General features: G+C 70.7%; 21 protein-coding genes and 2 pseudogenes. 12 read left to right on the forward strand and 11 right to left on the reverse strand.

The genetic code is table 11. The features are described 5' to 3' along the window. Positions 1–70 precede the first annotated feature (70 nt). On the reverse strand, positions 71–1,117 hold the full coding sequence (locus tag STTU_RS06865; protein WP_007821152.1) for a zinc-dependent alcohol dehydrogenase: 1,047 nt from the start codon (positions 1,115–1,117) through the stop codon (positions 71–73). Positions 1,118–1,259: 142 nt separating this feature from the next. On the opposite strand from STTU_RS06865, the gene STTU_RS06870 reads away from it, so the two are divergent. The 5 genes from STTU_RS06870 to STTU_RS06890 all read left to right on the forward strand — a co-directional run bounded on the left by STTU_RS06870 (position 1,260) and on the right by STTU_RS06890 (position 7,020). Further along, the gene (locus tag STTU_RS06870) at positions 1,260–2,660 is read left to right on the forward strand and encodes an ABC transporter substrate-binding protein (protein ID WP_007821153.1); all 1,401 of its coding nucleotides are present in this window, start codon (positions 1,260–1,262) and stop codon (positions 2,658–2,660) included. A gap of 138 nt (positions 2,661–2,798) precedes the next feature. Beyond that, positions 2,799–3,779 carry a carbohydrate ABC transporter permease gene (locus STTU_RS06875; RefSeq protein WP_007821154.1) on the forward strand — a complete coding sequence of 327 codons (981 nt, stop codon included), beginning with the start codon at positions 2,799–2,801 and terminating at the stop codon, positions 3,777–3,779. Further along, a complete protein-coding gene (locus STTU_RS06880; RefSeq protein WP_043254424.1) occupies positions 3,776–4,660 on the forward strand; it encodes a carbohydrate ABC transporter permease in 885 nt (294 codons plus the stop codon). The genes STTU_RS06875 and STTU_RS06880 overlap by 4 nt, the downstream gene beginning before the upstream one ends. Positions 4,661–4,855: 195 nt before the next feature. Next, positions 4,856–6,076: an ROK family transcriptional regulator gene (locus tag STTU_RS06885; RefSeq protein WP_007821160.1), complete on the forward strand. Its 1,221-nt coding sequence runs from the start codon at positions 4,856–4,858 to the stop codon at positions 6,074–6,076. A gap of 35 nt (positions 6,077–6,111) precedes the next feature. After that, the gene (locus tag STTU_RS06890) at positions 6,112–7,020 is read left to right on the forward strand and encodes a Gfo/Idh/MocA family protein (protein WP_007821161.1); all 909 of its coding nucleotides are present in this window, start codon (positions 6,112–6,114) and stop codon (positions 7,018–7,020) included. A gap of 129 nt (positions 7,021–7,149) precedes the next feature. Here STTU_RS06890 and STTU_RS32790 read toward each other — a convergent pair. Further along, a pseudogene (locus STTU_RS32790) lies at positions 7,150–7,482 on the reverse strand (DNA-binding protein); the annotation flags it as partial. 2 nt (positions 7,483–7,484) lie between these two features. Between STTU_RS32790 and STTU_RS35275 the strand changes: the two are divergent. Then, positions 7,485–7,646, forward strand: a pseudogene (locus tag STTU_RS35275) (DegT/DnrJ/EryC1/StrS family aminotransferase); the annotation flags it as partial. 735 nt (positions 7,647–8,381) lie between these two features. On the opposite strand, the gene STTU_RS06900 reads toward STTU_RS35275, so the two are convergent. Continuing rightward, the gene (locus STTU_RS06900; protein ID WP_007821165.1) at positions 8,382–9,095 is read right to left on the reverse strand and encodes an SDR family oxidoreductase; all 714 of its coding nucleotides are present in this window, start codon (positions 9,093–9,095) and stop codon (positions 8,382–8,384) included. A 69-nt stretch (positions 9,096–9,164) separates the two neighbouring features. Between STTU_RS06900 and STTU_RS06905 the strand changes: the two genes are divergently transcribed. Then, positions 9,165–9,524 (forward strand): winged helix-turn-helix transcriptional regulator, encoded by a 360-nt coding sequence (locus tag STTU_RS06905; RefSeq protein WP_007821169.1) that lies wholly within the window; start codon positions 9,165–9,167, stop codon positions 9,522–9,524. A gap of 404 nt (positions 9,525–9,928) precedes the next feature. Here the strand turns inward: STTU_RS06905 and STTU_RS35280 are convergent, their stop codons facing one another. From STTU_RS35280 to STTU_RS06915, 3 genes are all read right to left on the reverse strand, one after another. Further along, the gene (locus STTU_RS35280) at positions 9,929–10,117 is read right to left on the reverse strand and encodes a hypothetical protein (protein ID WP_106432118.1); all 189 of its coding nucleotides are present in this window, start codon (positions 10,115–10,117) and stop codon (positions 9,929–9,931) included. A 328-nt stretch (positions 10,118–10,445) separates the two neighbouring features. Beyond that, entirely contained in the window at positions 10,446–11,258 is an 813-nt protein-coding gene (locus tag STTU_RS06910) for a class I SAM-dependent methyltransferase (protein WP_007821173.1), read from the reverse strand. A gap of 76 nt (positions 11,259–11,334) precedes the next feature. Beyond that, positions 11,335–12,564 (reverse strand): cytochrome P450, encoded by a 1,230-nt coding sequence (locus STTU_RS06915; RefSeq protein WP_007821175.1) that lies wholly within the window; start codon positions 12,562–12,564, stop codon positions 11,335–11,337. A gap of 299 nt (positions 12,565–12,863) precedes the next feature. Here STTU_RS06915 and STTU_RS06920 point away from each other — a divergent pair, with 299 nt between their 5' ends. Continuing rightward, entirely contained in the window at positions 12,864–13,439 is a 576-nt protein-coding gene (locus STTU_RS06920; protein WP_007821178.1) for a dTDP-4-dehydrorhamnose 3,5-epimerase family protein, read from the forward strand. 19 nt (positions 13,440–13,458) lie between these two features. After that, positions 13,459–14,394 (forward strand): NAD-dependent epimerase/dehydratase family protein, encoded by a 936-nt coding sequence (locus STTU_RS06925; RefSeq protein ID WP_007821181.1) that lies wholly within the window; start codon positions 13,459–13,461, stop codon positions 14,392–14,394. A gap of 38 nt (positions 14,395–14,432) precedes the next feature. Here the strand turns inward: STTU_RS06925 and STTU_RS33820 are convergent, their stop codons facing one another. Then, positions 14,433–15,575 (reverse strand): nucleotide disphospho-sugar-binding domain-containing protein, encoded by a 1,143-nt coding sequence (locus tag STTU_RS33820; protein WP_158678787.1) that lies wholly within the window; start codon positions 15,573–15,575, stop codon positions 14,433–14,435. A gap of 409 nt (positions 15,576–15,984) precedes the next feature. Here STTU_RS33820 and STTU_RS06935 point away from each other — a divergent pair, with 409 nt between their 5' ends. Continuing rightward, positions 15,985–16,920 carry an alpha/beta hydrolase gene (locus STTU_RS06935; protein ID WP_052862333.1) on the forward strand — a complete coding sequence of 312 codons (936 nt, stop codon included), beginning with the start codon at positions 15,985–15,987 and terminating at the stop codon, positions 16,918–16,920. Between the two features lie 77 nt (positions 16,921–16,997). Here STTU_RS06935 and STTU_RS06940 read toward each other — a convergent pair whose 3' ends face one another. After that, positions 16,998–18,011, reverse strand: coding sequence for a Gfo/Idh/MocA family protein (locus STTU_RS06940; RefSeq protein WP_043254430.1), 1,014 nt, complete (start codon positions 18,009–18,011; stop codon positions 16,998–17,000). 205 nt (positions 18,012–18,216) lie between these two features. On the opposite strand from STTU_RS06940, the gene STTU_RS06945 reads away from it, so the two are divergent. Both STTU_RS06945 and STTU_RS06950 read left to right on the forward strand, forming a co-directional pair. After that, positions 18,217–19,305, forward strand: a complete 1,089-nt coding sequence (locus tag STTU_RS06945; protein ID WP_199785003.1) for a cytochrome P450 — start codon at positions 18,217–18,219, stop codon at positions 19,303–19,305. Positions 19,306–19,350: 45 nt separating this feature from the next. Continuing rightward, positions 19,351–20,805, forward strand: coding sequence for a serine hydrolase domain-containing protein (locus tag STTU_RS06950; RefSeq protein WP_007821187.1), 1,455 nt, complete (start codon positions 19,351–19,353; stop codon positions 20,803–20,805). A gap of 48 nt (positions 20,806–20,853) precedes the next feature. Here the strand turns inward: STTU_RS06950 and STTU_RS06955 are convergent, their stop codons facing one another. From STTU_RS06955 to ispG, 3 genes are read right to left on the reverse strand one after another with little or no spacing between them, the layout of a single operon-like run. After that, positions 20,854–21,588: an SDR family NAD(P)-dependent oxidoreductase gene (locus STTU_RS06955; RefSeq protein ID WP_007821188.1), complete on the reverse strand. Its 735-nt coding sequence runs from the start codon at positions 21,586–21,588 to the stop codon at positions 20,854–20,856. 56 nt (positions 21,589–21,644) lie between these two features. After that, entirely contained in the window at positions 21,645–23,426 is a 1,782-nt protein-coding gene (locus STTU_RS06960; protein WP_007821189.1) for a 1-deoxy-D-xylulose-5-phosphate synthase, read from the reverse strand. Further along, positions 23,423–24,583 (reverse strand): flavodoxin-dependent (E)-4-hydroxy-3-methylbut-2-enyl-diphosphate synthase, encoded by a 1,161-nt coding sequence (gene ispG, locus STTU_RS06965; RefSeq protein ID WP_007821190.1) that lies wholly within the window; start codon positions 24,581–24,583, stop codon positions 23,423–23,425. The genes STTU_RS06960 and ispG overlap by 4 nt, the downstream gene beginning before the upstream one ends. Positions 24,584–24,613 lie beyond the last annotated feature (30 nt).

A 24,613-nucleotide genomic window follows, 5' to 3' on the forward strand; every position in this document is an offset into this window, starting at 1 on the left:
GGGCGGGGCCGGATGCGGCGTGGGGGGACGAGGCGGAGAACCGGGGCTCTCCGCCGCGTCCCGCGCGCTCTCAGAAGCTGAGGACGACCTGGAGCGCGTCGGCGGGGTGCTCGTCCAGCAGGGCGTAGGCGTCGGCTGCTTCGGCGACCGGGACGACGTGGCTGACCAGGCCGGAGACGTCCACCCTGCCCTCGGCGACGAGGGCGAGGAAGGTGCGCTGGAGACGTTCGACCGTCCAGCGGCCCGCGAGCTGCGGGGGCACCCCGCCGATCTGGGAGCAGATGAGCTGGACGCGGTTGTGGTGGAACTCGTCGCCCAGGCGCAGGCCGGCGCCGTCGCCCTGGTAGAAGCCGGAGGCGACGACGCGGCCTCCCACGGTGACCGAGCGCAGTGCCTCGTGCAGGGCGGGGTAGGCGCCGCTGATCTCGATGGCCACGTCCGCTCCGGCGCCGTCGGTGGCTTCGCGGATGCGCTCGGCGACGGCGTCGGTGCGGGCGTTGAGGGCGTGGGTCGCGCCGTAGGAGCGGGCGGTGGCGAGGCGGCCGTCGAGGGCGTCGACGGCGGTGACGCGGGCGCCGTTGAGCTGGGCGAGCCGGGTGGTGAGCAGGCCGATGACGCCCTGTCCGAAGACCGCGACGTCCTCGCCGACGTGGATGTCGGCGGCCAGGACGGCGTTGTAGGCGATGGCGCCGACCCGGGCGAAGGCACCGGCGAGCGGTTCGAGGCCGCTCGGGAGGGTGTGGCCGGTCATGCGCTCGACGGGGACGATGCCCTCGCTGCGGTGGCCCCAGATGCCCCAGACGAGGTCGCCGGGAGCGGGTACGCCGGGGCGGCCGACGAGTTCGGGCGAGACTTCGGTCACTTCGCCCACCTCGGAGTAGCCCCAGCCGGCCACCGGGTACTCGATACCGGCCGCGCCGTCGCGGAAGAGGCGGGCCTCGGCGTCCCAGGTGCGCGTCAGGTAGGGGTTGGTGCCCCGGTACGCGGTGAGTTCCGTACCCGCGGATATCCCGCTGTAGCGCGTGCGTACCCGCAGGTGGCCGGGGGGAAGTTCGGCGCTCTCGTGCGAGGCGACCTCGACCTGTCGGGGGCCGGTGAACTGGACGACGCTTTCCACGGGACTGCTCCGGTCGTGAGGGGAAGGTGGTGCGGGTGATCACTCACTTCCGTCGAAGATATCCCAGGCTTATGTCTTGTCAAGAAGCAAAAGTGATGCTGAGATGCGTTGACGATCAACGTAAGTAGCGTGAGGAAACAGCATGGCGTGGAAGGCCCGAGGGACCAGGACGGCTCTGGCAGGGCTCGCCGCGACCCTCGTCGCCGGGCTGCTCGCCGGGTGCGGGAACTCGGGCGAACAACAGCCGGACAAACGGATCACGGTCTGGACGCAGGAGAACCTGCCGCCCCGGATGGCGGCCACGAAGAAGGTCGTGCGGCGCTTCGAGAAGGAATCGGGCGTGCACGTCGACCTCGTGGGCGTGGACGAGGCGCAGTTGCCGCAGCTCATCATGTCCGCGGCGGCGGCGGGGAAGCTGCCCGACGTCATCGGCGCGGTCCCGCTCGGCCAGGTCTGGCAGATGTACGGCAACGGCTTGCTCAACACGGACGTCACCAGGAAGATCGTCGCCGACCTCGACCCGAAGACCTTCCAGTCCAACGCGCTCTCGCTCACCGCCGACGGCGACAAGCGGCTGGCCGTCCCGTCCGACGCGTGGCTTCAACTGCTCGTCTACCGCAAGGACCTCTTCGCCGAGGCCGGACTGAAGGCGCCGACGAGCTACGCGAGCGCCCTCAAGGCGGCGGCGAAGCTGGACAAGGGCGACATGGACGGCATATCACTCGCCACCGACCCCTCCGACGTGTTCACCCAGCAGAGCTTCGAGGACCTGGCCCTCGCCAACGGCTGCCGCCTCGTGAACGACAAGGGGGAGGTCACCCTCGACTCCCCGGCCTGCCGCACCTCCTTCAAGACCTACGACACCCTGGCCCGCGAGCACGGCGCCCCGGGCACCCAGAGCGTGGACACCACCCGCGCCACCTACTTCGCCGGGCGCTCCGCGATGATGGTCTGGTCCTCCTTCCTCCTCGACGAGCTGGCCGGTCTGCGCTCCGACGCGCTCCCGAGCTGCCCGCAGTGCAAGAAGGACCCGGACTTCCTGGCCCGCAACACCGGCATCGTCACCGCGCTCCAGGGCCCCGACGCCCAGCGGCCCGCCCAGTTCGGCGAGATCACCTCCTGGGCCGTGACCCGGACCGCCGAGACCGCCGCCTCGCGCTCCTTCGTCGACTACATGATGGGCAAGGGCTACGCGGACTGGTTCGGCATGGCCCCGGAGGGCAAGATCCCGGTCCGCAACGGCACGCCGAAGGACCCCGACGTCTTCCGCACCGCCTGGCGCCAGGCGGACATGGGCGTGGACAAGAAGCGCTCGCTCAAGCAGGCGTACCCCGACGGCCTCACGGACCAACTGCTCGACGGCATCAAGGGAATGCGGCGCTGGGGCCTCACCGAGGGACAGGGCACCCTGGTGGGCGCGACCAACGGCGAACTCCCCGTCGCCAAGGCGATCGGCGCGATGACCGGCGGTCAGGAGTCCCCGGACTCGGCCGCCGAGGAGGCGAACTCCGAGGTCGAGGCCCTGCGCAAGTCCCTCCAGTGACGCCCCGCGCGGTGCCGTAGGACGCCCCCCGCGCCCGGCACCGCGGGCGTCCGCCTCCCGCCCTGCCCCGCTCCCCCTCCCCCGGGCCGTGTCCCCCGCAGGCCCCTTCCCCTGGCCGTACCCCCTTGAGGTAACTCCATGAGCACACCCCCGCGCGACGCGACGAAGCGCCGCGCCACCCCGCGCACCGCGAGCCGGCGGGAGAACCGCGCCGGCATCGCCTTCGTCACCCCCACCTTCCTCGTGGTGCTGGTGGTGGTGATCGTGCCCATCCTGTGGACCGTCCTGCTCGCCTTCCAGAACGCCAAGCTCGTCGACATCCAGGACAACGGGCTCTTCGGCCGGTGGACGCTCGACAACTTCGCCCAGGTCTTCGGCTCGCCCGGCTTCTGGAGCAGCCTCGGCACGACACTCGCCTACACCGTCGGCGCGACCGCCGGTTCCGTGATCCTCGGCCTCGTCGCCGCCCTCGCCCTGCGCCGGCCCTTCCGCGGCCGGGGCCTGCTGCGCGCGGCGATGCTGCTGCCCTACGTGGCACCCGTCGTCGCCGTCTCCTTCGTGTGGGAGGTCGCGCTCAGCCCGCAGTACGGCATCGTCAACGAGTGGGGCCGCAAGCTCTTCGGCTGGGACGACCCGATCGCCTTCCTGTCCACACGGTCCTACGAAGTGAGCCTGCTCGGCGCGCACTTCGACATCCCGCTGGCACTCCTGACGGTCATCGCCTTCGAGACGTGGCGCTACTTCCCCTTCGCCTTCCTCTTCCTGCTGGCCCGCCTCCAGGCCGTACCCGACTCGCTGGAGGAAGCCGCCCAGGTGGACGGCGCCACCCCCACCCAGCGCTTCCGGCACATCCTGCTGCCGCAGCTCATGCCGGTCATCGCGCTGCTGAGCGTGCTGCGCTTCATCATGACGTTCAACAAGTTCGACGACGTGTACCTGCTCACCGGCGGCGGCTCGGGCACCGACGTGGTGGCCGTGCGCGTCTACGACTTCCTCACCTCGCGCTTCGACGTGGGAGCCGCCTCCGCCCAGGCGCTCGTGCTGGCCGTCGTGCTCATGCTCCTGCTGGGCGTCTACTTCAAGTTCTTCGCCAAGAAGGTGCAGGAGGAGTCCGCATGAGCCGCGCGTCCCGCATGACCCGCGCCCAGTTCGAGGAACGCCTCTTCGGCGTGCTGCGCTGGGTCGTGATCCTGTTCCTGGCACTCATCACGATCGTGCCCTTCTACTACATGCTGCTGCTGTCGCTGAAGCCCATCGACGCGCTGCTGCTCGACCCGGGGCGGCTGTGGATCAGCGCCCGCGAGTTCACGTTCGCCACGTACGAGAGCGTCCTCAAGCCCACCTCAGAGGGCGGGCAGGGCTTCCTCGGGATGCTCCTCAACTCGGCGCTCGTCGCCGTGGCGACGGTGCTGCTGACCCTCGCGGCGGCCGTTCCGGGCGCCTACGCGGTCAGCCGGCTCAAGTTCTTCGGCAACCGGCAGGTCGGCGCCCTCTTCCTCGCCGTCTACCTCTTCCCTGCCACCCTGCTCGCCGTCCCGCTCTTCGTCATGTTCGCGAAGATGGGCCTCTCGGGCAGCCTCGTCGGCCTCGCCGTCGTCTACATCGCGCAGACGGTGCCGGTGTCGATCTACATGCTCAAGAACTACTTCGTCACCATCCCGTACAGCATCGAGGAGGCGGCGGCGATAGACGGCGCCTCACGGCTCCAGACAGTCCGCAAGATCATCCTGCCGCTGGCGCTGCCCACCCTCATGGCCACCGGCTTGTACGTCTTCATGATCGCCTGGAACGAGTTCCTGTTCGCGCTCCTCTTCCTCGCCGCCGACCCCGGCAAGTGGACCGTCTCCCTCGGACTCCAGCAACTCGCCAACGGCATCGAGGTCTCCAAGACGGTCCTGATGGCCGGTTCGGTCGTCCTCACCATCCCCGTCGTCGCCCTGTTCTTCGCGGCGGAGAAGATGCTGACCGAGGGTCTGACGGCGGGCGCCGACAAGGGCTGAGGACCGGACAGGTCCCGGACGGAGCCCTCGCCACCGGCGGTACCGTCTGCCGGGTACGGCGACAGCCGTGGATCATGGGAACGGGGGACCCCGGGGACACGGGGCCGCCCCGGGCCCGTAACAAGGACGCGGCATGCTGACCGGGTGAGCGCCGGGGAAAGTCCCGGCCACGACTGAGGGGGACGAAGGACGCTGATGGCGCACACCCAGGCGAGCGCGGGCCACCTCCTGCGGCTGATCCGCAGCGGCGCGGCCATCACGCGCGGGGAGTTGCAGGAGGCCACCGGCCTCTCCCGCTCCACCGTCGGCCACCGGCTCGACCAGCTCTTCGCCGCCGGCTGGCTGCGCGGCAGCAGCGGCACCTCCACCGGCGGGCGGCCCTCCGCGCGGCTGGAGTTCGACCCCGGGCACGCGGTCGTCCTCGTCGCCGACCTGGAGACCCGGCACGCCCGCGCGGCCGTCGTCGACCTGGCCGGGACGGTCCTCGCCGAGCACCGCGACGCCCTGGTGATAGCGGACGGCCCCGACGTGGTCCTCGACCAACTCGCGCGCTGGTTCGCCGAACTGCTCGACGCGAGCGGCCAACCGCCCGAACGCGTCTGCGGCGTCGGCCTGAGCGTGCCCGGCCCCGTCGACTGGGAACGCGCGCTGCTCGTCCAGCCGCCGATCATGCCCGGCTGGGACGGCTACCCGCTGCGCGAACGCTTCCGCGAGTACTACGCCGCCCACGTCGGCCGCCGGCCGCGCGAGGAACCGCTGCCGGTCTTCGTCGACAACGACGCCAACCTCATGGCACTCGGCGAGCAACGCGCCCTCCACCCCGACTGCCGCGCCTTCGTCTTCGTCAAGGCGTCCACCGGCATCGGCGCCGGGGTCGTCGTGGACGGCGCCCTCTACCGGGGTATCGACGGCGGCGCGGGCGACATCGGGCACATCCGGCTGCACGACCGGCCCGACGTCGTCTGCATGTGCGGCTCCACCGGCTGCCTCGCCGCGGTCGCGAGCGGGGGCGCCATCGCCGCTCAGCTCACCGAGGCGGGCGTGCCGACCGCCTCCGGGCACGACGTGCGCGCCCACCTCGCCGCCGGACAGCCGGACGCGGTCCGCCTGAGCCGCCGCGCCGGGCAGCGCATCGGCGAGGTCCTGGTCACGGTCGTCACCCTCCTCAACCCCGGGGTACTCGTACTCGGCGGCGACCTCGCGAGCACCCCCTTCCTCACCGGCGTACGCGAACTGCTCTACCAGCGCGCCATGCCGCGGACCACCGCCCACCTCCAGGTCCTCACCTCCGAACTCGGCGACCGCGCGGGCCTCCTGGGCGCCGCGATCATGGTCGTGGACCACCTCTACGCACCCGAGCGGGCCGACGCGCGCCTGCACGCGCTCACCCGCGCCACCACCGGCGCCGCCCGCTGACCTCGCGGGCCCGCCCGTACCACCCGGAGAACACCATGCACGACCCCGCCGCCCCCACCGCCGGGAACCCGGCCCCGGTCCGCGTCGGACTCGTCGGCGCGGGCCCCTGGGCCCGCACGATGCACGCGCGGGTCCTCGCCGCGGGCCCCGAGACCCGGCTCACCGCCGTGTGGGCGCGCCGCCCGGAGGCCGCCGCCGCGCTCGCCGCCGAGCACGGCGCCACCGCCGCCGGGTCCTTCGAGGAACTGCTCGACACCTGCGAGGCCGTCGCCTTCGCCGTCCCCCCGGCCGTCCAGGCCCCGCTCGCGGTACGGGCCGCCGCCGCCGGTCGCGCGCTGCTCCTCGAGAAGCCGCTCGGCGCGGACCTGGCCGCCGCACGCGCGGTCGCCGACGCCGTCGCCGAGCACGGCGTCGTCTCCCAGCTCGTCCTGACCAAGCGCTACCACCCCGCGACCCAGGACTTCCTGGCCCGCGCCGCGCACCACGACACGAGCGGCGCGCGCTCCTGCTACCTGCACGGCGCCTTCCTGGAGGGCGACCAGGCCACCGCCTGGCGCCTGGAGCACGGCGCCCTCCTCGACCTCGGCCCCCACCTGCTCGACCTGCTCGACGCGGCCGTCTCCCCCATCGTCTCGGTCCGCGCCACGGGCGACCCGCGCCGCTGGACGGAACTGACCTGCGCGCACGAGAACGGCGCGACGAGCCAGGCCTCGCTCTCGGGCGCCGTACGCCTGCCACGCACCCGCACGCGCGTCGAACTCTTCGGCCCCGACGAGGAACTGGTCTACGACACGGCGGGCATCGACCACGAGGAGTGCTGGCCCATCCTGCGAACCACCTTCGCCACCGCCGTGCGCACCGGAGTCACCACCGCCCCGGACGCGGCACGCGGCCTCCGCATCCAGGAACTCCTGGAGCAGGCGGCACGGTCCCTCAGCGCCTGAGATCAGTGGGGCGGGTGGACCGGTTCCGCGGTCGAGGCCCGCGGAACCGGTCCGACGGGCGAGGACTCCGAGACGGTCTTCCGAGGGGGTACCCGGCTCGGCCGCGTAGACGGTCGAGTCGTGGACGGCACGTCGGGACAGGGGCAGTTCAAGGTGCCGGAAGGTCAACTCCAGGCGTTCGAGGTCCGGATGCTCCAGCCCTTCGGTGCCTTCGTGACGGATGCGGACGTCATGACGGGCCCGCATGTCGCGGAAGTCGGCGCTTCGCGCGGACGGTTCCCCGATCAGCTCGCGCAGGGCCCGGTCCTCGGGTTCACGTCCGGTTTCGGCGCGGAGCACAGTGACCGTGGCCCTCGCGCCGTCCGGCCAGTGGACAGAGGAGTCCCGGGAGCCGGGGTCGAGGAAGAAGTAACGGGCGAAGTTGGCGCATCCCCGCTCGCCGGTGCTGCCGCTCGCGAACAACGGCCGCCGCCGCGGCGGTCACCCCGCGCACCGCCGCGATCATGCCCGTCCACATGACGGACCAGAAGTGCGGCATGGACGCGCGCGCGAAGCTCTCGGCGGACAGCGGAGTCCCGCTCATCCAGGACGCCGCGCACGCGCACGGCGCGGAGTGGGCGGGCAAGGCGACGTGGGTACGGGCCAAGGGGGTGCCGGACCTGGGGGGCTGGTTCACCCGCGGCGTCCTCTCCAACGGCGGTGCCCTCGTGGATCTCGGCTGGCACCCCCTCGACGCGGTCGGCCCGTCGCTCGGCCCGGTCGCGCACTACACGCGGGTACTCGGCTCAGTCTCGGCCGACTTCCTCGGGCAGTCCCACGCCACCTCCTGGCGCGGCGCCGACGCGCGGGCCGGGGGCCGGCGGGCGACGTCGAGGACACCGCGCGCGGCTTCCGCCCACCTCCGGCGGCGTCTCCGTCGCCCTCCGCGCGAGCTGGGCCCCGCACGAGGCGTACGACATCACGACCGTACGCGTGGAGGGCAGCGCGGCGCCCCTCTCGCTGCGCCGCACCTTCGGCTTCAGCCCGAACCGCGTCGCGGAGCCCCGGCTCGTCCTCCCCCGGCTCCTCCGCGCGCGCGAAAAGCCGGGGCAGGTCCGCGAGGCTGTGGCGTCGACGCCCTGTTCGCGCAGTCTGTCGCGCATCGCAGCCTTGTCGTGCGCCGGGGTCACGGTCTCCCGGCTGTGGCCGGGCAACCCCGGCGTCTCCACGATCGCCGTGTACGGGAACGAGTCCGACTCGGTCGTGTGCACGGCCATCGCCAAGTCGACCCCCTCCTGCTCGGGGGCGTCCCGGCGGCAGGGGGACGGGCCTGAGTGGTCTGCAGAATCCCGTCCCCTCAGCGGACGCGCGCGTCCGGCCGGTCAGACGAACTTGTGCCGGGAGCCGCCCTCCACGTGGATGGTCTCGCCCGAGACGAAACCCGCGCCGAGGAGCCACATCACGGCGTCCACGATGTCCTCGCTCTCGCCGTGCCGTCCGGCGAGAGTCTTGGCGGCACTTCCGCTCAGCACAGCGGCCCGCTTCTCGCCTAGCCGGTCCCAGGCACCCGAATCCACGACGCCGGGCGACACGGCGTTGACGCGGACGGGAGCCAGCTCCGCGGCGAGGTGGCGCGCCGCGTATTCGACGGCACCGTTCGTGACCCCCTTGACCAGCGAGCCCGGCCCCGGCCGCCAGCCGACCACACCGGAGAACAGCACCATCGAACCGCCCGGCCGCAGGACCGGGGCGAAATGCTTGGCCACGAGCATCGGGCCGATCACCTTGGCCGTGAAAGCGGCAAGCAAGCCCTCCCGGTCCAGCTCCGTCACGCGCACGTCGTGCGGCGCCGAACCGGTTGTCACGATGTGGGCGACCCCGTCCCGCAGCACTTCAGCCGCCGCCGCGATCGACGCCTCGTCCTGGAGGTCGATCCGCAAGGCCCCGCCACCGATCTCGGCGCCCAACGCCTCGGCCGCCGCCACGTCGCGCGCGCCGACCACGACCTCGTACCCATCCTTCGCGGCGCGCCTCGCGATGGCGGCACCGAGCGCACGCGCCCCGCCGATCACCAGAATCCTGTCCACGTACTCCACGTCCCTTCTCCGAATCGCGACTGACGGTATAGATTCGATACCGGTATCTTCAACGAAACCGGGACGGTCATGGGAAAGGCGTACAACGTGATGGCGGCGACCTGCCCGAGCCGCACGGTGCTCCACCGCATCGGCGCGCGCTGGACCGTCTTCGTCGTCAACGCCCTGGAGGACGGCCCGCGCCGCTTCAGTGAACTGAAGGCGCACATCCGGGGGATCACGTCGAAAGCACTCACCGAGACCCTGCGCTCCCTGGAGGCAGACGGCCTGATCAGCCGACGGGAGTACGACGAGAACCCGCCCCGCGTCGAGTACGAGCTCACCTCGCTGGGCCGCTCCCTGCTCGTCCCGTTGCGCGCGGTGCGGCTCTGGGCCGAACAGCACGTCCCCGAAATCGAGTCGGCCCGGACGCGCCCGCCGACGCGCTGACCTGGGCAGGAGCCGCCCCGCGAACCCGCCGGGGCGGCACCCCCGTTTCGCCCAAAGGCCCTTGCTGAGCGACGAGTTCGGCGATGACCAGGACGACCGTGTGGTGTGCCCCGGCACCGTGCGGGCGACCCCTTCACGGTGAGCTGCCTTCGAACGACCTTCAAGGAGCGATCGACCCACTCGGCCCGCTGCCCGGAGAGGAACAGGACGGTCGCACCGCCTGCGCCACGAACCCCGGCTCAGCGCCCTTCTCGACCGGCTCCAGAATCGCCACGCACTCGAAACGTTGCGTCATCGGAAACATGTGACGAGCCTTGTCACGAACAAAGATGCGGGTCAGAAGGTCCTTTGGGCGTCCTCACCCGGCCGAGAGCGTCAAACGAGCGTCGCGGCGACGACCAGAATCACGCCCCAATGCCCAACCGCACTACCGCCCGGCCACGTCCGGGCGGTTCGAGGATTCCTTGGCCGACGAGTCTTCCCAGGCGGGAGCGGGTGACGTTGATGGAGGGCTCGTCGGTGGACAGGCCGAGGTGCTCGTGCGGATCGCGGACGCGGAACACCTTCCAGGGGTTCTCGTTGAACGTGGTCACGGATGCGCTGTAGACGGTGGCGGTGGCGGTCTCCGCGGGGGCCGTTGCATGGTCGGGAGGGGCGAGGCCGTCGATGACCTTGCGGGCGGCGAGCTCGGCCAGGCTGTCGGGTCGGCGGTCGTAGTCGCGCGCGAGGCACCGGTGCAGCTTGAGGGTGCCGTTGGCCTGCTCGACACCGCTTCGGCTGCGGGACGAAGCCCCCGTCCTGGCCGTCGGGGTTGCGTCGCTCCCCCCGACAGGTTGCTGCCCCCGAACCGGACTGTCTCGGTCGGGGGCAGCAGCAGTGCTGGTCGGAGGATGCTCAGGCGCCCTTCCGGCACGTTCTTGGCTAGGACGCGGAACGCGTCGCGGTGACCGCGACAGCGGTGTACTTCATGTCGAAGCTGCCGCCCATGACGTCGATCACGGCGCCGACCTCCGTCAGCACCCTCTCCAGCTTGTCGGGCTGGAACTGGCCGTGATCCCCCTGGGTGGGCAGCTGGTCGAGCCACTCGTCCTTGCTGTAGACGTACTCCCACTCGAACTGCCACTGCTCGGGCTCACCGAACCCGCCGACCTTGCGGATGCCCTCGATGGTCTTGGTGAGCAGCGGCGTGCTGCTGATCTGGGGCGGGGCTGGCATGCTGTAGGCCCGCGTGGCCAGCGCGTCCGGCACCACCTCGACGTAGATTTTCCGGAAGGCCTCGCGGACCGCCGCCGGGGGCTCCGCGACGTTCCAGAACGCGGCGAAGCATCCCGACGGGCGCAGCACCGACGCCGCCTTGGCCGCACCCACCTCGGGGTCCACCCAGTGCCATGCCTGGCCCGAGATGATGCCGTCGAAGCGCCGGTCCGCCGAGTCCCATTCCTCGAAGCGCGCGATCTCGATTTCCGTCCCGTGGGTCCGCGCGAACTCCGCCATCCGGGCATCCGGCTCAACTCCGAGAACCGTGCATCCAGCCGCCTGGAATTGACGCGCTTCGATACCCGTGCCCGCGCCTACATTCAGTAGTTCCTCACCCGGGCACGACCGCACGATACGGTCCACCAGGCCATCCGGATAACGGGGTCGAGTTCGATCGTAGCGTTCTGCGTCCAGGCCGTAGTTCTCGGCTGTGCCACGCTGCTGATGGAGTTCTCCGCCGAGCTTCGAATTCGCCATGGATTGACTGTAGTGGGCGTGCGCCCACTACGTCAACCCAGGGTTGCGCCCTTCTTCACAAGCACTTGCCCCACACTCACCAAAGGACCGGAAGAGAGCGCAGACCCCTGATGAGCGTGGATTGGGTGTAGGTGATCTCGTCAGCGGGGACGGCGAGCCGCAGTCCGGGAATCGCCGGGAAGAGGGCAGCGAACGCGGCCTCCAGTTCGATCTGAGCGAGCTGCGCACCCACACAGCGGTGCATCCCGTGTCCGAACGTCAGGTGCGCCGCGGCGTTCTCACGGGTGACGTCGAAGCGGTCCGGGTCCCTGAACGTCGCCGGGTCGAAGTTGGCGGCCGTATTGCACGCGACGACCACGCTGTGGGCGGGTATGACGGTGCCACCCAGCTCCACGTCGGCCGTGGTGGCGCGGATCAGCCCGGTGTGCGGGTCGACGCCGGGGGTGACGTGGCGCAGCACCTCGGAGACGGCGGCGGGCACGGCCCGTGGGTCGCTGCGCACCACGGCCAGCTGGTCCGGGTTGTCCAGCAGCGCCAGCAGCCCCTTGCCGAGCATGGTCGCGGTCGTCTCGTAGCCGGCCAGCAGAAGACCGCAGCCGAGGGTGACCAGCTCCTCGTTGTCGAGGCGGCCCTGCTCGTCGCGGGCGGTGACAAGGCCGTGGAGCAGGCTGCCGTCCGGGTGTGCGTGCTTGTCGTCGACCAATCCGCCCATGTAGTCGAAGAGGGAGCGCAGCGCCGCCATCGCCTCCTGCGGCTGCGTCCCGGGGGCGCTGACCCGGTCGGCCCAGGCGCGGAAGCGTTCCCGGTCCGCGTAGGGGACGCCGAGGATTTCGCAGATCACGGCGATCGGTAAGGGGTAGGAGAGCCCTTCCGCAAGGTCCGCGGGCGGCCCGGCCGCCTTCATCGTCCCGATCAGTTCGTCGGCGATCTGCTGGATACGGGGACGAAGAGCGCGCATCCGGCGGGCGCTGAACTCTCCTGCGACCAGACGGCGCAGCCGGGTGTGCTCCGGCGGGTCCATGTCGAGGATGCCGGGCCTGGTGAAGATCACGGCCGGGCTCATCACGGCGTCGAGCCGCCGCGCCTCGACGCGACTGAACCGCGGATCGGCGAGGACGGTGCGCACCTCGGCCCTTCCGGTCACCAGCCAGGCTTCGCGGCCGTCCCGCATCGAGAATCTGCGTACAGGCTTTTCCCGCCACATATCGTTGACCTGCTTCGGCACCGTATAACCCGGGGTGGCGCCGGTATCGGAATTCCCGCTCCGAGTCGGGTCGGGCGAAGTTGTTTCCAGGGATTCAGTCATGATCATGATGCTAACAAGCGTCCGCCCGCCTGACCAACATGCCAATCCAGGTAAAGGCAGATAACCGTGATGGATGGTTGCGACCGGACGCCGGTCAAATCTTTCACCATGCACGTTTCCGCTGGTCACGAATGAGCCAGAAAAGCAGCCGCAAAACCACTCGGGAATGCAACCCCAACAAATAGGGGGATGACGTCGGGTCACCCCTCCAGCAAAATACTGGAGAACGCATGACCAGTATTTTACTTTCTCAATACAATGACGCAAGCAGGCGTCTCCGGATCGGAGGTGGTCGACCGTTGGAGATCAAGGAAATGGCCATTGCGGGCGCATTCCGCATCATCCCGGACAAGTACCATGATTGCCGAGGGTGTTTCTTCGAGGCCTTCCGGATCGAGGAGCTCCGGCGCGCGACCGGCTTCCCCTTCCAGGTCCGCCAGGGCAATGTCTCGGTCAGCAGGCGCTCGACGATCCGCGGCGTCCACGGCACCGGAGGAGATTCCGGCGAGGCCAAGCTGATCAGCTGCGCGCGCGGCGCGGTGCTCGACGTCGTGGTCGATCTGCGGGTGGGCTCGCCGGTCTTCGGCACGTTCGAGGCCGCTCCCCTCACCGAGGACTCCGGTGAACTGATCTTCCTGGTCCCCGGTCTCGGCCACGCCTACCAGGCGCTCACCGACGACACCCGGATCACCTACCTGTGCGCGGAGCGGTTCGTCCCGGGCTCCCAGATCGACATCAACCCGCTGGACCAGGAACTCGCCCTGCCCTGGGACCTTTCCGAGGAACCGGTCATCTCCGACAAGGACAGGGCCGCGCCGGGTCTGCGACAGGCAGCGGCGTCCGGGATACTCCCCCGCTACACCGGCCCCGCCTGACGGACAGAGAGGAGCAACCGTGCTGCCCTCGACCAGGAACCGACCGCTCGTAGCCGTACTCGGCGCATCCGGTTTTCTCGGCGCCGCGGTCACCGCCGAACTCATCGACGCCCCGGTACGCCTTCGACTCGTCTCCCGCGAACGGAAACTTCCGCTGCCGGCCTCCTCGGCCGAGACCCACCTCGCGGACCTCACCGATCCACGTGCGGTACGGGTCGCCGTCGACGGTGCGGACGCCGTCATCCATCTGGCGGCCCACCTCCCCGACGGGCGCTCGTGGCGTGCGCCGGGCAGCGACTCCGAGCGGCTGAGTACGGGCCTGCTCGACACGCTCGTCCGCTCCGTGCGCGGCAAGCCGCCCATCGTCGTGTTCGCCAGCACCATCCAGGCGGCGGCCCCCGAGGGAACACCGCTCAACGACTACGTACGGGAGAAGATCGCGGCCGAGAAGGTGCTCCGGGAGGCGACCCGCAACGGCGCGGTACGCGGGATAGTGCTCCGTCCCGCCACCGTCTACGGGAGTACCCCGCTGACTGGGGCGACGGGCCGCGGCGTGGTCGCCGCGATGGCCCGTAAAGCCTTCGCCGACGAGCCCATCACCATGTGGCACGACGGCACCGTCGAGCGGGACCTGGTGCACGTCACGGACACGGCGCGCGCCTTCGTCGCCGCGATGCGCGCGCCCGAGGCGCTCAGCGGTGCGAGCTGGCCGGTGGGCAGCGGGCGGTCCGCGCGGCTCGGGGAGGTGTTCGGCACGCTCGCCGGACTCGTCGCCGCGCGGACCGGACGCCCGCCCGTGCCCGTCGTCACCGTGGCGCCGCCGGACTGGGCGGACACCACCGACTTCGGCAACGTGCACACCGATCCGTCGTCCTTCTCCGCGGCCACGGGCTGGCAGCCACGCGTCCGGCTGCACGACGGCCTCGTCGGCGTGGCGGACGCGCTCTCTTCTTGACCGCTCGGAGGGGCTCACGCCCCTCCGAGCGGCCTCGGCTACTGGGAGGTGCCGGCGGCGAGGACGGCGAGGCGGTCGGTCACCTCGGCGGGGCTCGGCTGGGCGAGGACCTCCCCACGCAGCGCCGTGGCGGCGGGTCCGATCCGATCACTGGTCAGGAGGGAGGCGACCGCGCTCGCTAGCGCGTCCACGGTCGCGTCCTCCCTGTTGACCGCGATACCGGCGCCCGTCGCGGCGAGCCGGGCGCAGCAGGTCTGCACGTCACGCGTGGCCGCGACGCCGAGCTGCGGGACCCCGTAGTACGCGGCCGTCATGATCGTGCCCGCTCCGCCGTGGTGCACGACCGCGTCGCAGGACGGCATGATCGCGTTGAGGGGGACGTTCTCCACCACGGTCGCCCCCGGGGGCAGGTCGGGGACCAGGCCGCGGTCGGTTCCCTTGACCGCGAGAACGATCTCGACGTCGTGCTCGTGGAGCGTCTTGACGATGTCGGCGACCGGGAACGCCTCCATACCGTCCCTGATCACCAGCATCGACCCCCAAGTGAGAAGCACCCGCCGCTTCTTCGCGGGCGCGAGAACCGAGGGCGGCAGCACATTGGTCCCGTTGTAGGGGACGAAACGCAGCGGGATCCGCGAGGGGATCTCGCAGATCTGCATGCTCTCCAGCCAGGGATCGACCGCCGTGACCGCGTTCTCGGTGCGGGGCTCGCAGTCATGGCGCGCGTACAGCTCGCGCAGGGGTTCGGGCCAGTCGTCCGGCGCCATGCCGCATCCCGGGTAGCCGTACCCGGAGCCGCGCAGCAGGTCAGGACCCCAGAGGTGGTGGACCAGCGGTGCGTCCGCCGCCGTTGCCGCCAGGGGCGCGGCGAGCACGAGCGGGTCGGCAACCACCAGATCGGGACGCCAGTCGCGGGCCAGGGACACGACCTCGTCCGCAGCTTCCACGGCGAAGCGGACCTGGGCCTCGACCAGCGTCTGATACAGCGCGGGCGGGGCGCCCGGCGCGGTCTCGACCGGTCCCCTCCTCCGGTGCCTCGCCAGTTCCTCGGTCATGTCGAAGGACTCGGCGATGGTGACCATCGGCATCCCGGAACTCACGACGACCGATTCGCCCCAGGGCTGCGCGGCGACACAGACATCGTGACCGGCGGTACGACAGGCCCACATCAGCGGCACCATCGGGAAATAGTGCGACGGCGCGGAAGCCGGAATGAACAGTATGCGCATCCGATACCCGACCATTCTCTTCAGCAGATGTGGCGGTGGGCCCCCAGCGTGGCCTCTCCGCGGCCGTCGCGACAAGCCTTGCTGATCGGGGTACCGCCGCAGGGGCATATCTGGTACGGGAGGCTGCGCGCTCTTGACAAGGTGAACACAGGCCCCATAGTGAGCTGGTGCCCACTCCGGTCCGGACCCTGGTGCCACCGGAACTCCCCGTGCCATTCGTTCACTTCGGTTGCGGAGCAGTGATCCTTTGTCAGTCAGACATGCATCCTGGAAATACTTACTCATTGCGGCACTCATGACGGTCAGCGGCCTGGTCGCCACGTCTACGCCCGCCACGGCGGCGGAAGACGCGTCGCAGGCTATGAGTTGCACGTCGTACTCGCTGCCGGTCCGTCTCTCCGATTCGGGTGAGGCGACCGAAACCATGTGGGGTGAGCTGTGCCGGCCCGCCGATCGCCACCCCACCACCGTGCAGTTCCTCGTGCACGGTGGGTTCTACAATCACGCCTATTGGGATTTCCCGGTCGGCAAGGGCTATTACTCCTATGTGCGCCACGCCGTCGCGGCCGGGTACGCCACCTTCAACGTGGACCCGATCGGCTCGGGCAAGAGCTCACACCCGCAGAGCAGCGTGGTCACCGGCGACGCCGGGACCGTCGCGCTGCACGACGCCATCACCGCCCTGCGCAAGGGGACGGTCGGCGGGCAGGCGTTCAAGAAGGTGCTCTGGGTGGGACACGCACTCGGCTCGTTCTACGCGTGGCGCGAGATACCGCGGTACGGCGACGTGGACGGGGCGATCCTCACCAGCGCGCTGAACAGCCACAACCCGGATCACGCCGCGATCGTGAGCGCCAACACGTATCCGGCGACGCAGGACCCGAAGTTCGCGGACAGCGGCTACGACAACGGGTACTTGACCACCAGGCCGGGCACGCGCGGCTCCATGTTCTACTACCCGGCCACGACCGACCCGGCGGTGGTGGCAAAGGACGAGGAGACCAAGGACGTCCAGCCGGTCGCGGTGACCCAGCCGGCGGCTCCGCCGTACGGGATCAGGGTGCCGGTGCTCGTCGTCGCGGGCGCGCAGGACTGGCTGGAGTGCCAGGGGGTGACCGCGTACGACTGCGCCGACCCGAGTAGCGTGCTCGCCCACGAGTCGCAGTTCTACCTGCCGGAGGCGAAGCTCAAGGTGGCAATGGTCCCGCAGACGGGTCACGATCTGGCGCTGGCGACGACCGCGCCGGCCACGAGCGCCCTCATGCTGCGGTGGGCCAAGGGGATCGCGGCTCCGTAGGCCAGCCTGTCACGCTGTCCGGCCGACGCGTTCGACGCGTCGGCCGGACATGTTTGATGCGGCCCGGGAGGCGCGGCTCAGGACGTGTATGCGTACTCGGACCCGTCGCGGATGGCGTCGACGAGCTCGGCCTGTCGGAGCGAGTCGGCGTTCTGGGCGGCCAGGTCTCGTGCGACGTCGCCGTCGCCGGACAGTACGGCGGTGGCGAAGGCGGCGACGATGTTCGCGAACTGGTCTCCTGCGGGAAGGGTGATCTCCTCGGCTCCGTCCCGCCCCTCGACCCACAAGGTGGGGCGATGGTCCGGCTGCGGCGTGAACGCCCGGTCGAGCCGGAGGCGCCCGGACGAGCCCCGCACCTCGTAGGCGCTGCAATAGGAGTGCTCCATGCCGAAGTGGAGCTGTGCCGTGACACCGGTCGAGTCGGACAGCAGCACACTGCCGCCCACCACGGCGCCCCGCGCCCGCTCGACGCGGAGCGCCCCGCCCACGAGACGGAGGCGTGCCCCGAGAAAGTGAAGTGCGGCACGGAGGGGATAGACCCCGATGTCCACCAGGGAGCCGCCCCCGACGTCGGGCAGGTAGCGGGGGTCCTCCGGCGGCCTCGGCGGAATCGTGAACGTGCTCTCGAAGGAACGGAGTTCACCGATGGCTCCGCGGGAGACGAGTTCGTCGACGCGGCGATGCTGCGGATGGTGCAGGAACATCATGTTCTCCAGCAGCAGGCACCCGCGTTCGCTCGCGAGGTCAAAAAGGCGTGCGGTCTCCGGCGACCGGGTAGTGAGCGGCTTTTCGGCGAGGACGTGTTTGCCCGCCAAGAGCGCACGCTCCACCCACTCAGTGTGCAATGCCGCAGGCAGCGGAATATAGACGGCGTCCACATCGTCCCGCTTCAGCAGTTCCGCGTAGCCTTTTACGGCCGCTCCGCCGAAACTGCCGGTGAACCGCTCGGCCTTCGTGAGGTCGCGGCTCGCCACCGCGCGTATCTCGATGGAGGGCTCAGCCCGCATCGCCGGCAGTGTCCGCCGCCACGCGATGTCGGCGCAACCGATCACACCGAATCTCACCGGTCCCGGTCGCTTTTCCACAGACATGGTGGATGTTAACGCCGGGGGCACGGACGGGGGAACCCCCCGCAAAATCGGGGCTTGTTCGACCCCGACGGCCTTCGGAAAGGTGACGTCCGGTGCTTACAGGAAGAGGTAATCAGGTATGGCCGCCCAGATTCAACTTCCGCTCGACCCACCGCATCCCGCTCGACCCCAGCACAACCTACGGGCGCTGCAGAAACGGGCTCCGGTGCACCGGGTCAGCACGGCCGTGGGAGACCCCGCCTGGCTCGTGACCGGGTATCAGGAGATCAAACAGCTGCTCGCCGATCCGCGTCTCGGCCGCAGCCATCACGACCCCGAGAACGCCGCGCGCAGTGGCGCGTCGGAGCTGCTCGACGGTCCGCGCGGCGACTACGACACCGAGCAGAAATGGATCGCGACGATGCGCTCGCGGCTCCAGCCGTTCTTCTCGGCGGGACATGTGAAGGCGATGCGCCCCCGGGTCGAGGCGCTGGTCGGCGAACTCCTGGATCGTCTTGAGAAGCAGGGCCCGCCGGCGGATCTGGCCGAGGCCCTCGCGCTGCTCCTGCCACGGGAGGTGATCGGCGAGCTCCTGGGTGTCCCGGTGGAGGAGAGGGAGCTGCTGGACGAGTGGACGACGGCGGTGAGCGACGCCCGCGACAGGGAGCGCTCGGCGGCTGGACTTGCCGCCCTGCACCGCTACGGCCACGAACTGGCCGCCCGTAAGCGCGCGCACCCGACGCAGGACGTCGTCTCCTGGCTGTGCGAGGACGGCACCCTCTCCGACGATCAGGTCGCCCAGCTCGCGATGGGTGTGCTGTTCGCCGGCTACGAGACCACCGCGACGGCGCTCTGCGTCGGCACGGCGCTCCTGCTGGACTCCCCGGAGCAGTGGCGGGCGCTGCGCGAGAACCCCGGACTGGCGCCCACCGCGGCGGAGGAGAGCGTGCGGGTCGTCAGCCGGCTGCTGCCCCCGGTCATCCGGTACACGCGTGAGGACCTGGAGATCGCCGGGGCCGAGGTGCGCCGCGGCGAGCTCGTGATGCTCGACATCTACGCGGCGACCCATGACGAGAGCATTTTTCCCGACCCCGACCGGTTCGACATCACCCGCGAGGACAACCCGCACCTCTGCTTCGGTTTCGGACTGCGGTACTGCATCGGGGCTCCCCTCGCCCGGCTTGAACTGCAAGCCGCCCTCACCCAGTTGACCACGCGTTTTCCGCGGATGCGCCTGACGGTTCCGGTCGAGGACCTGACGGTCCGCCCGGGTTCGTTCGCCGCCATTCCCACGTCCCTCCCTGTCATTTGGTAGGTCCGCCCCCGGCGGGCCGATGGAAGAAGATCGAGAGGAACCCCGATGAGCCTGACGCCGGAAGCGCTGCGGGCGGCCGTCGACCGGGTCGCTCCCCCGGTGCTGGAAGTCACCAGCACCCCCGGCGCTCTCATCAGCGTCGGCTTCGCGAATGAGACCCCCCTGACCATGGCGTACGGCATCGCCGACGTGGAGAGCGGCGCTCCGGTGACCGAGTCGCACACCATGCGCGTCGGCAGCCTCGGCAAACTCCTGGTGGCCACCGCGATCGCGCGCCTGGCCGACTCCGGCGCGCTCGACTTGGACGCGCCCATCGACGCGCATCTGCCCTTTCCGGTCGTCAATGCGCTCGGTGGCACGATCACGCTGGCCAAGGCCCTGTCCATGATGAGCGGCGCCGCCACGGACGGATACGACTGGGTCGAGCGGCCCGAGCCGGCGATGCGTTACATCGAGCGCGTGGTCAAGCGCGGTGTCGTCCACGAGTACGGCACGAACGCGCCCCGCTTCGTGAGTTCGGCGGACGCGAGCGGATGGCAGTCGTCCTCGTTCATGTACCAGGTGGCCGCGCTGACGGCCGAGGCGGTGACCGGGATGCCGTTGGGCGAGTACGTGAAGGCCGAGATCCTCACCCCGCTCGACATGCGTTCCACCGCCTGGCTCGACAGCCCCGACTGGGACGAGGTACGGAGCCGTTGCACGACGGGGCACATGGTGTTCGGCGACCGCGCCGTCCCGCTGCCGTGGCACGAGTGCGGTACCTACCACGCGGTCGGAGCGGTCATGTCCTGCGCCGACTACACGCGGCTGATGCTGGCGCTGACCGGCCGCGAGGGTCTGTTCGGCGGCGACGTCGCGAAGGAGATCCTGCGGCCGCGCACGACGGCGCGGGACGGGAGCCAGGTGGGGTTCGGTGTCCATCTCTCCGGAGATCCGGCAACGGCCGACCACTGCGTCCGTTCGGTGGGCCACTACGCGTTCGGTTGGTGGTCCGTCTCGCTCGCCTACCCGAACGCGGCGAAGCCGTTCTGCGTCACCGTGAGCACGAACCTCGCGGACCAGCGTGATGTCTTCAACCCGCCCGACCAGTACTCCTTCGGCATCCTCGCCCAGGAGATCGCGGGCTGGATCCGCGACGGAGAGACCGATACGCGCAGCCTGCCCAGCCGCGCCGAGTGGAACGCGTACGCGATGGGGCTCGTTGCCGCCGACAGGTTCGCCGGGCTGCTGGGGGCGGAACTCGACAAGGGGCAGATCTCCCGAATGGCCAAGGGGTCGCGGGGGATCGGGGCGTCCTCCACCGCGGCATTCGACGAGGCGCGCTTCGTCGAGGGCTACCTGGACATGCAGGCCGCGGTGCGCGAGCAGCGCATCGACGCGTACCTGGACACCGACTGCCCGGTCGGTGGCCTGTTCCGCAAGCTCGCGCGCAGGGGATGGGGAAGCAAGGGGTTCGAGGAGCCGTCCCCGGTGCGCTTCTGGTCCGACAGGCGGGCGTGACCTGCCCCCGGTCGACCAGCGACCCCGTCCCGGCCACCGGCGCTGTCGTCAGACGGCGACCCGGCCTCCGTCGACCGGCAGGACCGCCCCGTGCACGAAACTGGACTGCTCCGAGGCGAGGAAGACGATGGCACCGGCGATCTCCTCCGCCGTGCCCGGCCGCCGCGCGGGCCCGGCCAGCGCCGCACGGTCGAGGGCGGCGCCCCGGGGGGCGGTTCCCTCCGTGCGCGTCGGGCCGGGGCCGACCGCGTTGACCCGGACCCCGCGCGGACCGTACTCGGCGGCCCACGCCTTCGTCAGCAGCACCAGGGCCGCCTTGCTGGCACCGTAGAGGCCCAGGCCGGCGGCGCCGTAGGCGGCCGCCGCGGTGGTGACGTTGACGATCGCGCCGTGCCCGCGCCGGGCCATCGCGGGCGCTAGCTCCGCGACGAGGAAGTACGGCACCCTGACGTTGAGGCCGAACACCGCGTCGAAGTCCGCCTCCGTCGTCCGCTCGGTCGGGCCGAACGGAAAGACACCCGCGTTGTTGACCAGTACGTCAATCCGTCCGAACCGGGCCACCGCGGCCTGCGCGAGGCGCCTCGCGGAGGACTCTCCGCGCAGTTCGGCGGCGATGAAGTCCGCCACGCCGCCGGCCTCGGCGATGGCCTTGACGACCTGCCGCCCACGCTGTTCGTCCCGCCCGGTGACGGCGACGTCCGCACCGCGCCCGGCGAACGCCATCGCAGTCGCCAGGCCGATCCCGCTGGTCCCTCCCGTCACCAGGGCCTTCACGCCGGCCATGTCCCGCGCGCCGGGCGGCTGTCCGGCGCTGCCGGGCTGTGTGCGCGTGGTGTCGGTCATGCGCCCTCCTCCGTGCCGGTGGTCGCCCTCGTCCAGGCGAGAACCCGCTCCGCGATCCCCGGTGCCGACAGACCGTGAGCGTGCAGCAACGCGTCCCGGTCGCCGGGCCCGAGGAAGTCCGTCGGCAGGGCGAGGCAGGCCACGCGCTTCCTGGCGCCGGTCTCGGCGACGGACCGGCCGAGGCGCTCGCCGAACCCCCCGCGGCCGACGTTGTCCTCGACGGTCACGGTCAGCGGATACGTGCTCGCCAGCGCCACCAACGCGTCGGGAACGGGCGCCACCCAGCGCGGGTCGACCACGGTCGCTTCCACGCCCTGATCGGCCAGCAGCACGGCCGCCTCCATGCAGGCGCTCGCCAGGGGGCCGGCGGCGGCCAGCAGCACGTCCGGATTCCGCGGCGCGCGCAGGACGTCCAGGCCGTCGATCCGCTCGACAGCCTCAACGCCCGCTCCTGACCGCCCTTTCGGAAACCGCAGCACCGTCGGGCCGGCGTCCCGGTCGAGCGCCTCGCGCAGCAGAAGGCCCAGCTGTGCCGTGTCGCGGGGGGCGGCCACCCGTAGCCCGGGCACGAGCGACAGCCAGGACAGGTCCCAGATGCCGTGGTGGCTCGGTCCGTCGGGCCCGGTCACACCGGCCCGGTCCAGCACAAACACGACGGGCAGACGGTGCAGGGCCACATCCATCAGCACCTGGTCGAACGCCCGGGCCAGGAAAGTCGAGTAGATCGCCACCACCGGCCGCAGCCCGGCGGTGGCCAGCCCCGCGGCTGAGGCGACCGCGTGCTGTTCGCTGATGCCGACGTCGTGCACCCGGTCGGGGAACTTGGCAGCGAACTTGTGCAGGCCGACCGGGACGGTCATGGCCGCGGTGATCCCGACCACCTCCGGGCGTTCGGTCGCCAGGGTGAGCATCTCGTCGGCGAAGACGTCGGTCCATGAGGGTGCGCCGGGCGTCGCGACGGCACCGGTGGCCGCGTCGAAGCGCCCCACCGCGTGCCAGCAGTCCACCTCGTCACGGGCGGCCGGAGGGTAGCCGCGCCCCTTGTCGGTCAGGCAGTGGACGACCACGGGGCGCCGCAGCCGCACCGCGGTCCGCAGGGCTTCCTCCACCGCGGCGCAGTTGTGGCCGTCGACGGCTCCCAGGTAGGCGATCCCCAGACTCTCGAAAAAGTCCGAGCGGTCCGTGGACTGTCTGCCGAGCCCGTCCAGATGACGTGCGAGCGCCCCGGTCGTGGGCCGGTAGGACCTCCCGTTGTCGTTCAGGACCAGCACCAGAGGCCGCTCGGGCGCGGCCCCGATGTTGTTGAGCGCCTCCCATGCCAGTCCGCCGGTGAGCGCGCCGTCGCCGACGACGGCGACCACTTTGCGGTCATGGTCCCCGCGCAGCGCGAACGCCTTGGCCATACCGTCCGCGTACGAGAGTGCGGTGGAGGCGTGGGAGTTCTCGATGACGTCGTGGTCGGACTCCGCCCGCGAGGGGTAGCCCGACAGCCCGCCGGCGGAGCGCAGGCCGCCGAACCGCTCTGCCCGGCCGGTCAGCAGTTTGTGCACGTACGCCTGATGGCCGACGTCGAAGAGGAGCACGTCACGCGGGGACTCGAAGACGCGGTGGAGCGCGACGGTCAGTTCGACCATGCCGAGGTTCGGACCGAGGTGGCCGCCCGTCCTGGCCACGGCGTGGACGAGGAACTCGCGTATTTCCGCGCACAGTTCCCCGTCGCGGGACCGATCGAGCCTTCTGAGGTCGGCGGGTGAGGTGATGTCCTGGAGCAAGCTCATGACCGCGTCTCGCCCCGCCCGCCCTCGTGCCACGGTTCCAGACCCGGTTCCTGCCCCTGTTCCTCCGCGATCCGCAGCGCCTCCTCGATCAGCGTCTCGACGATGCGGCTCTCCGGTACCGTCCGCACGACCTCGCCGCGGACGAAGATCTGGCCCTTGCCGTTCCCGGAGGCGACTCCGAGATCGGCCTCGCGCGCCTCCCCGGGGCCGTTGACCACGCATCCCATGACGGCGACCCGCAGCGGCACGGGCAGCCCCTCGAGCCCGGCGGACACCTCCTCCGCCAGCCGGTACACGTCCACCTGGGCCCGTCCGCAGGAGGGACAGGAGACGATCTCCAACTGCCGCGGGCGCAGCCCCAGCGACCGCAAGATCTCGACCCCGACCTTCACCTCCTCGACCGGCGGCGCCGAGAGCGAGACCCGGATGGTGTCCCCGATGCCCTGACGGAGCAGGCAGCCGAAGGCGGTCGCCGACTTCACCGTGCCCTGCTGGATCGGGCCGGCCTCGGTGACGCCCAGGTGGAGCGGCTGCTCGCACCGCTGGGCCAGCAGTTCGTACGCCTCGATCGTCACCATCGGGTCGTGGTGCTTCACGGAGATCTTGAAATCGTGGAAGTCGTGTTCGGTGAAGAGTTCGGCCTCCCGCATCGCCGATTCGACCAGCGCCTCCGCGGTCGCCGAGCCGTGCCGTGCCAGGACGCGGGGGTCGAGCGACCCGGCGTTGACGCCGATGCGCAGCGGCACGCCGTGGTCGCTCGCGGCGCGGGTGATGTCCTTGATCTGGTCGTCGAAACGCTTGATGTTGCCCGGGTTGACCCTCACCGCCGCGCAGCCCGCCTCGATCGCCGCGAAGACGTAGCGGGGCTGGAAGTGGATGTCGGCGACGACGGGGAGCGGCGACTTGGCGGTGATGGCGGGCAAGGCCTCGCAGTCGTCTCGCGAGGGGACCGCGACCCGGACGATGTCGCAGCCGGCGGCTGTCAGTTCGGCGATCTGCTGGAGCGTCTCGTCCACGTGCGCGGTCACGGTCGTCGTCATCGACTGGACGGAGACGGGGTGGTCGCTGCCGACGCCGACGGAGCCGACCATCATCTGTCGTGTCTTACGGCGCCGGGGCGTGGGCCGTCCGAGCGGGACGCGCGCGACGGTACTCATGCGGGGCCTCCGATTCCGGCTCGTGCGGGG

Source organism: Streptomyces sp. Tu6071, assembly GCF_000213055.1.
Lineage (GTDB): Bacteria > Actinomycetota > Actinomycetes > Streptomycetales > Streptomycetaceae > Streptomyces > Streptomyces evansiae.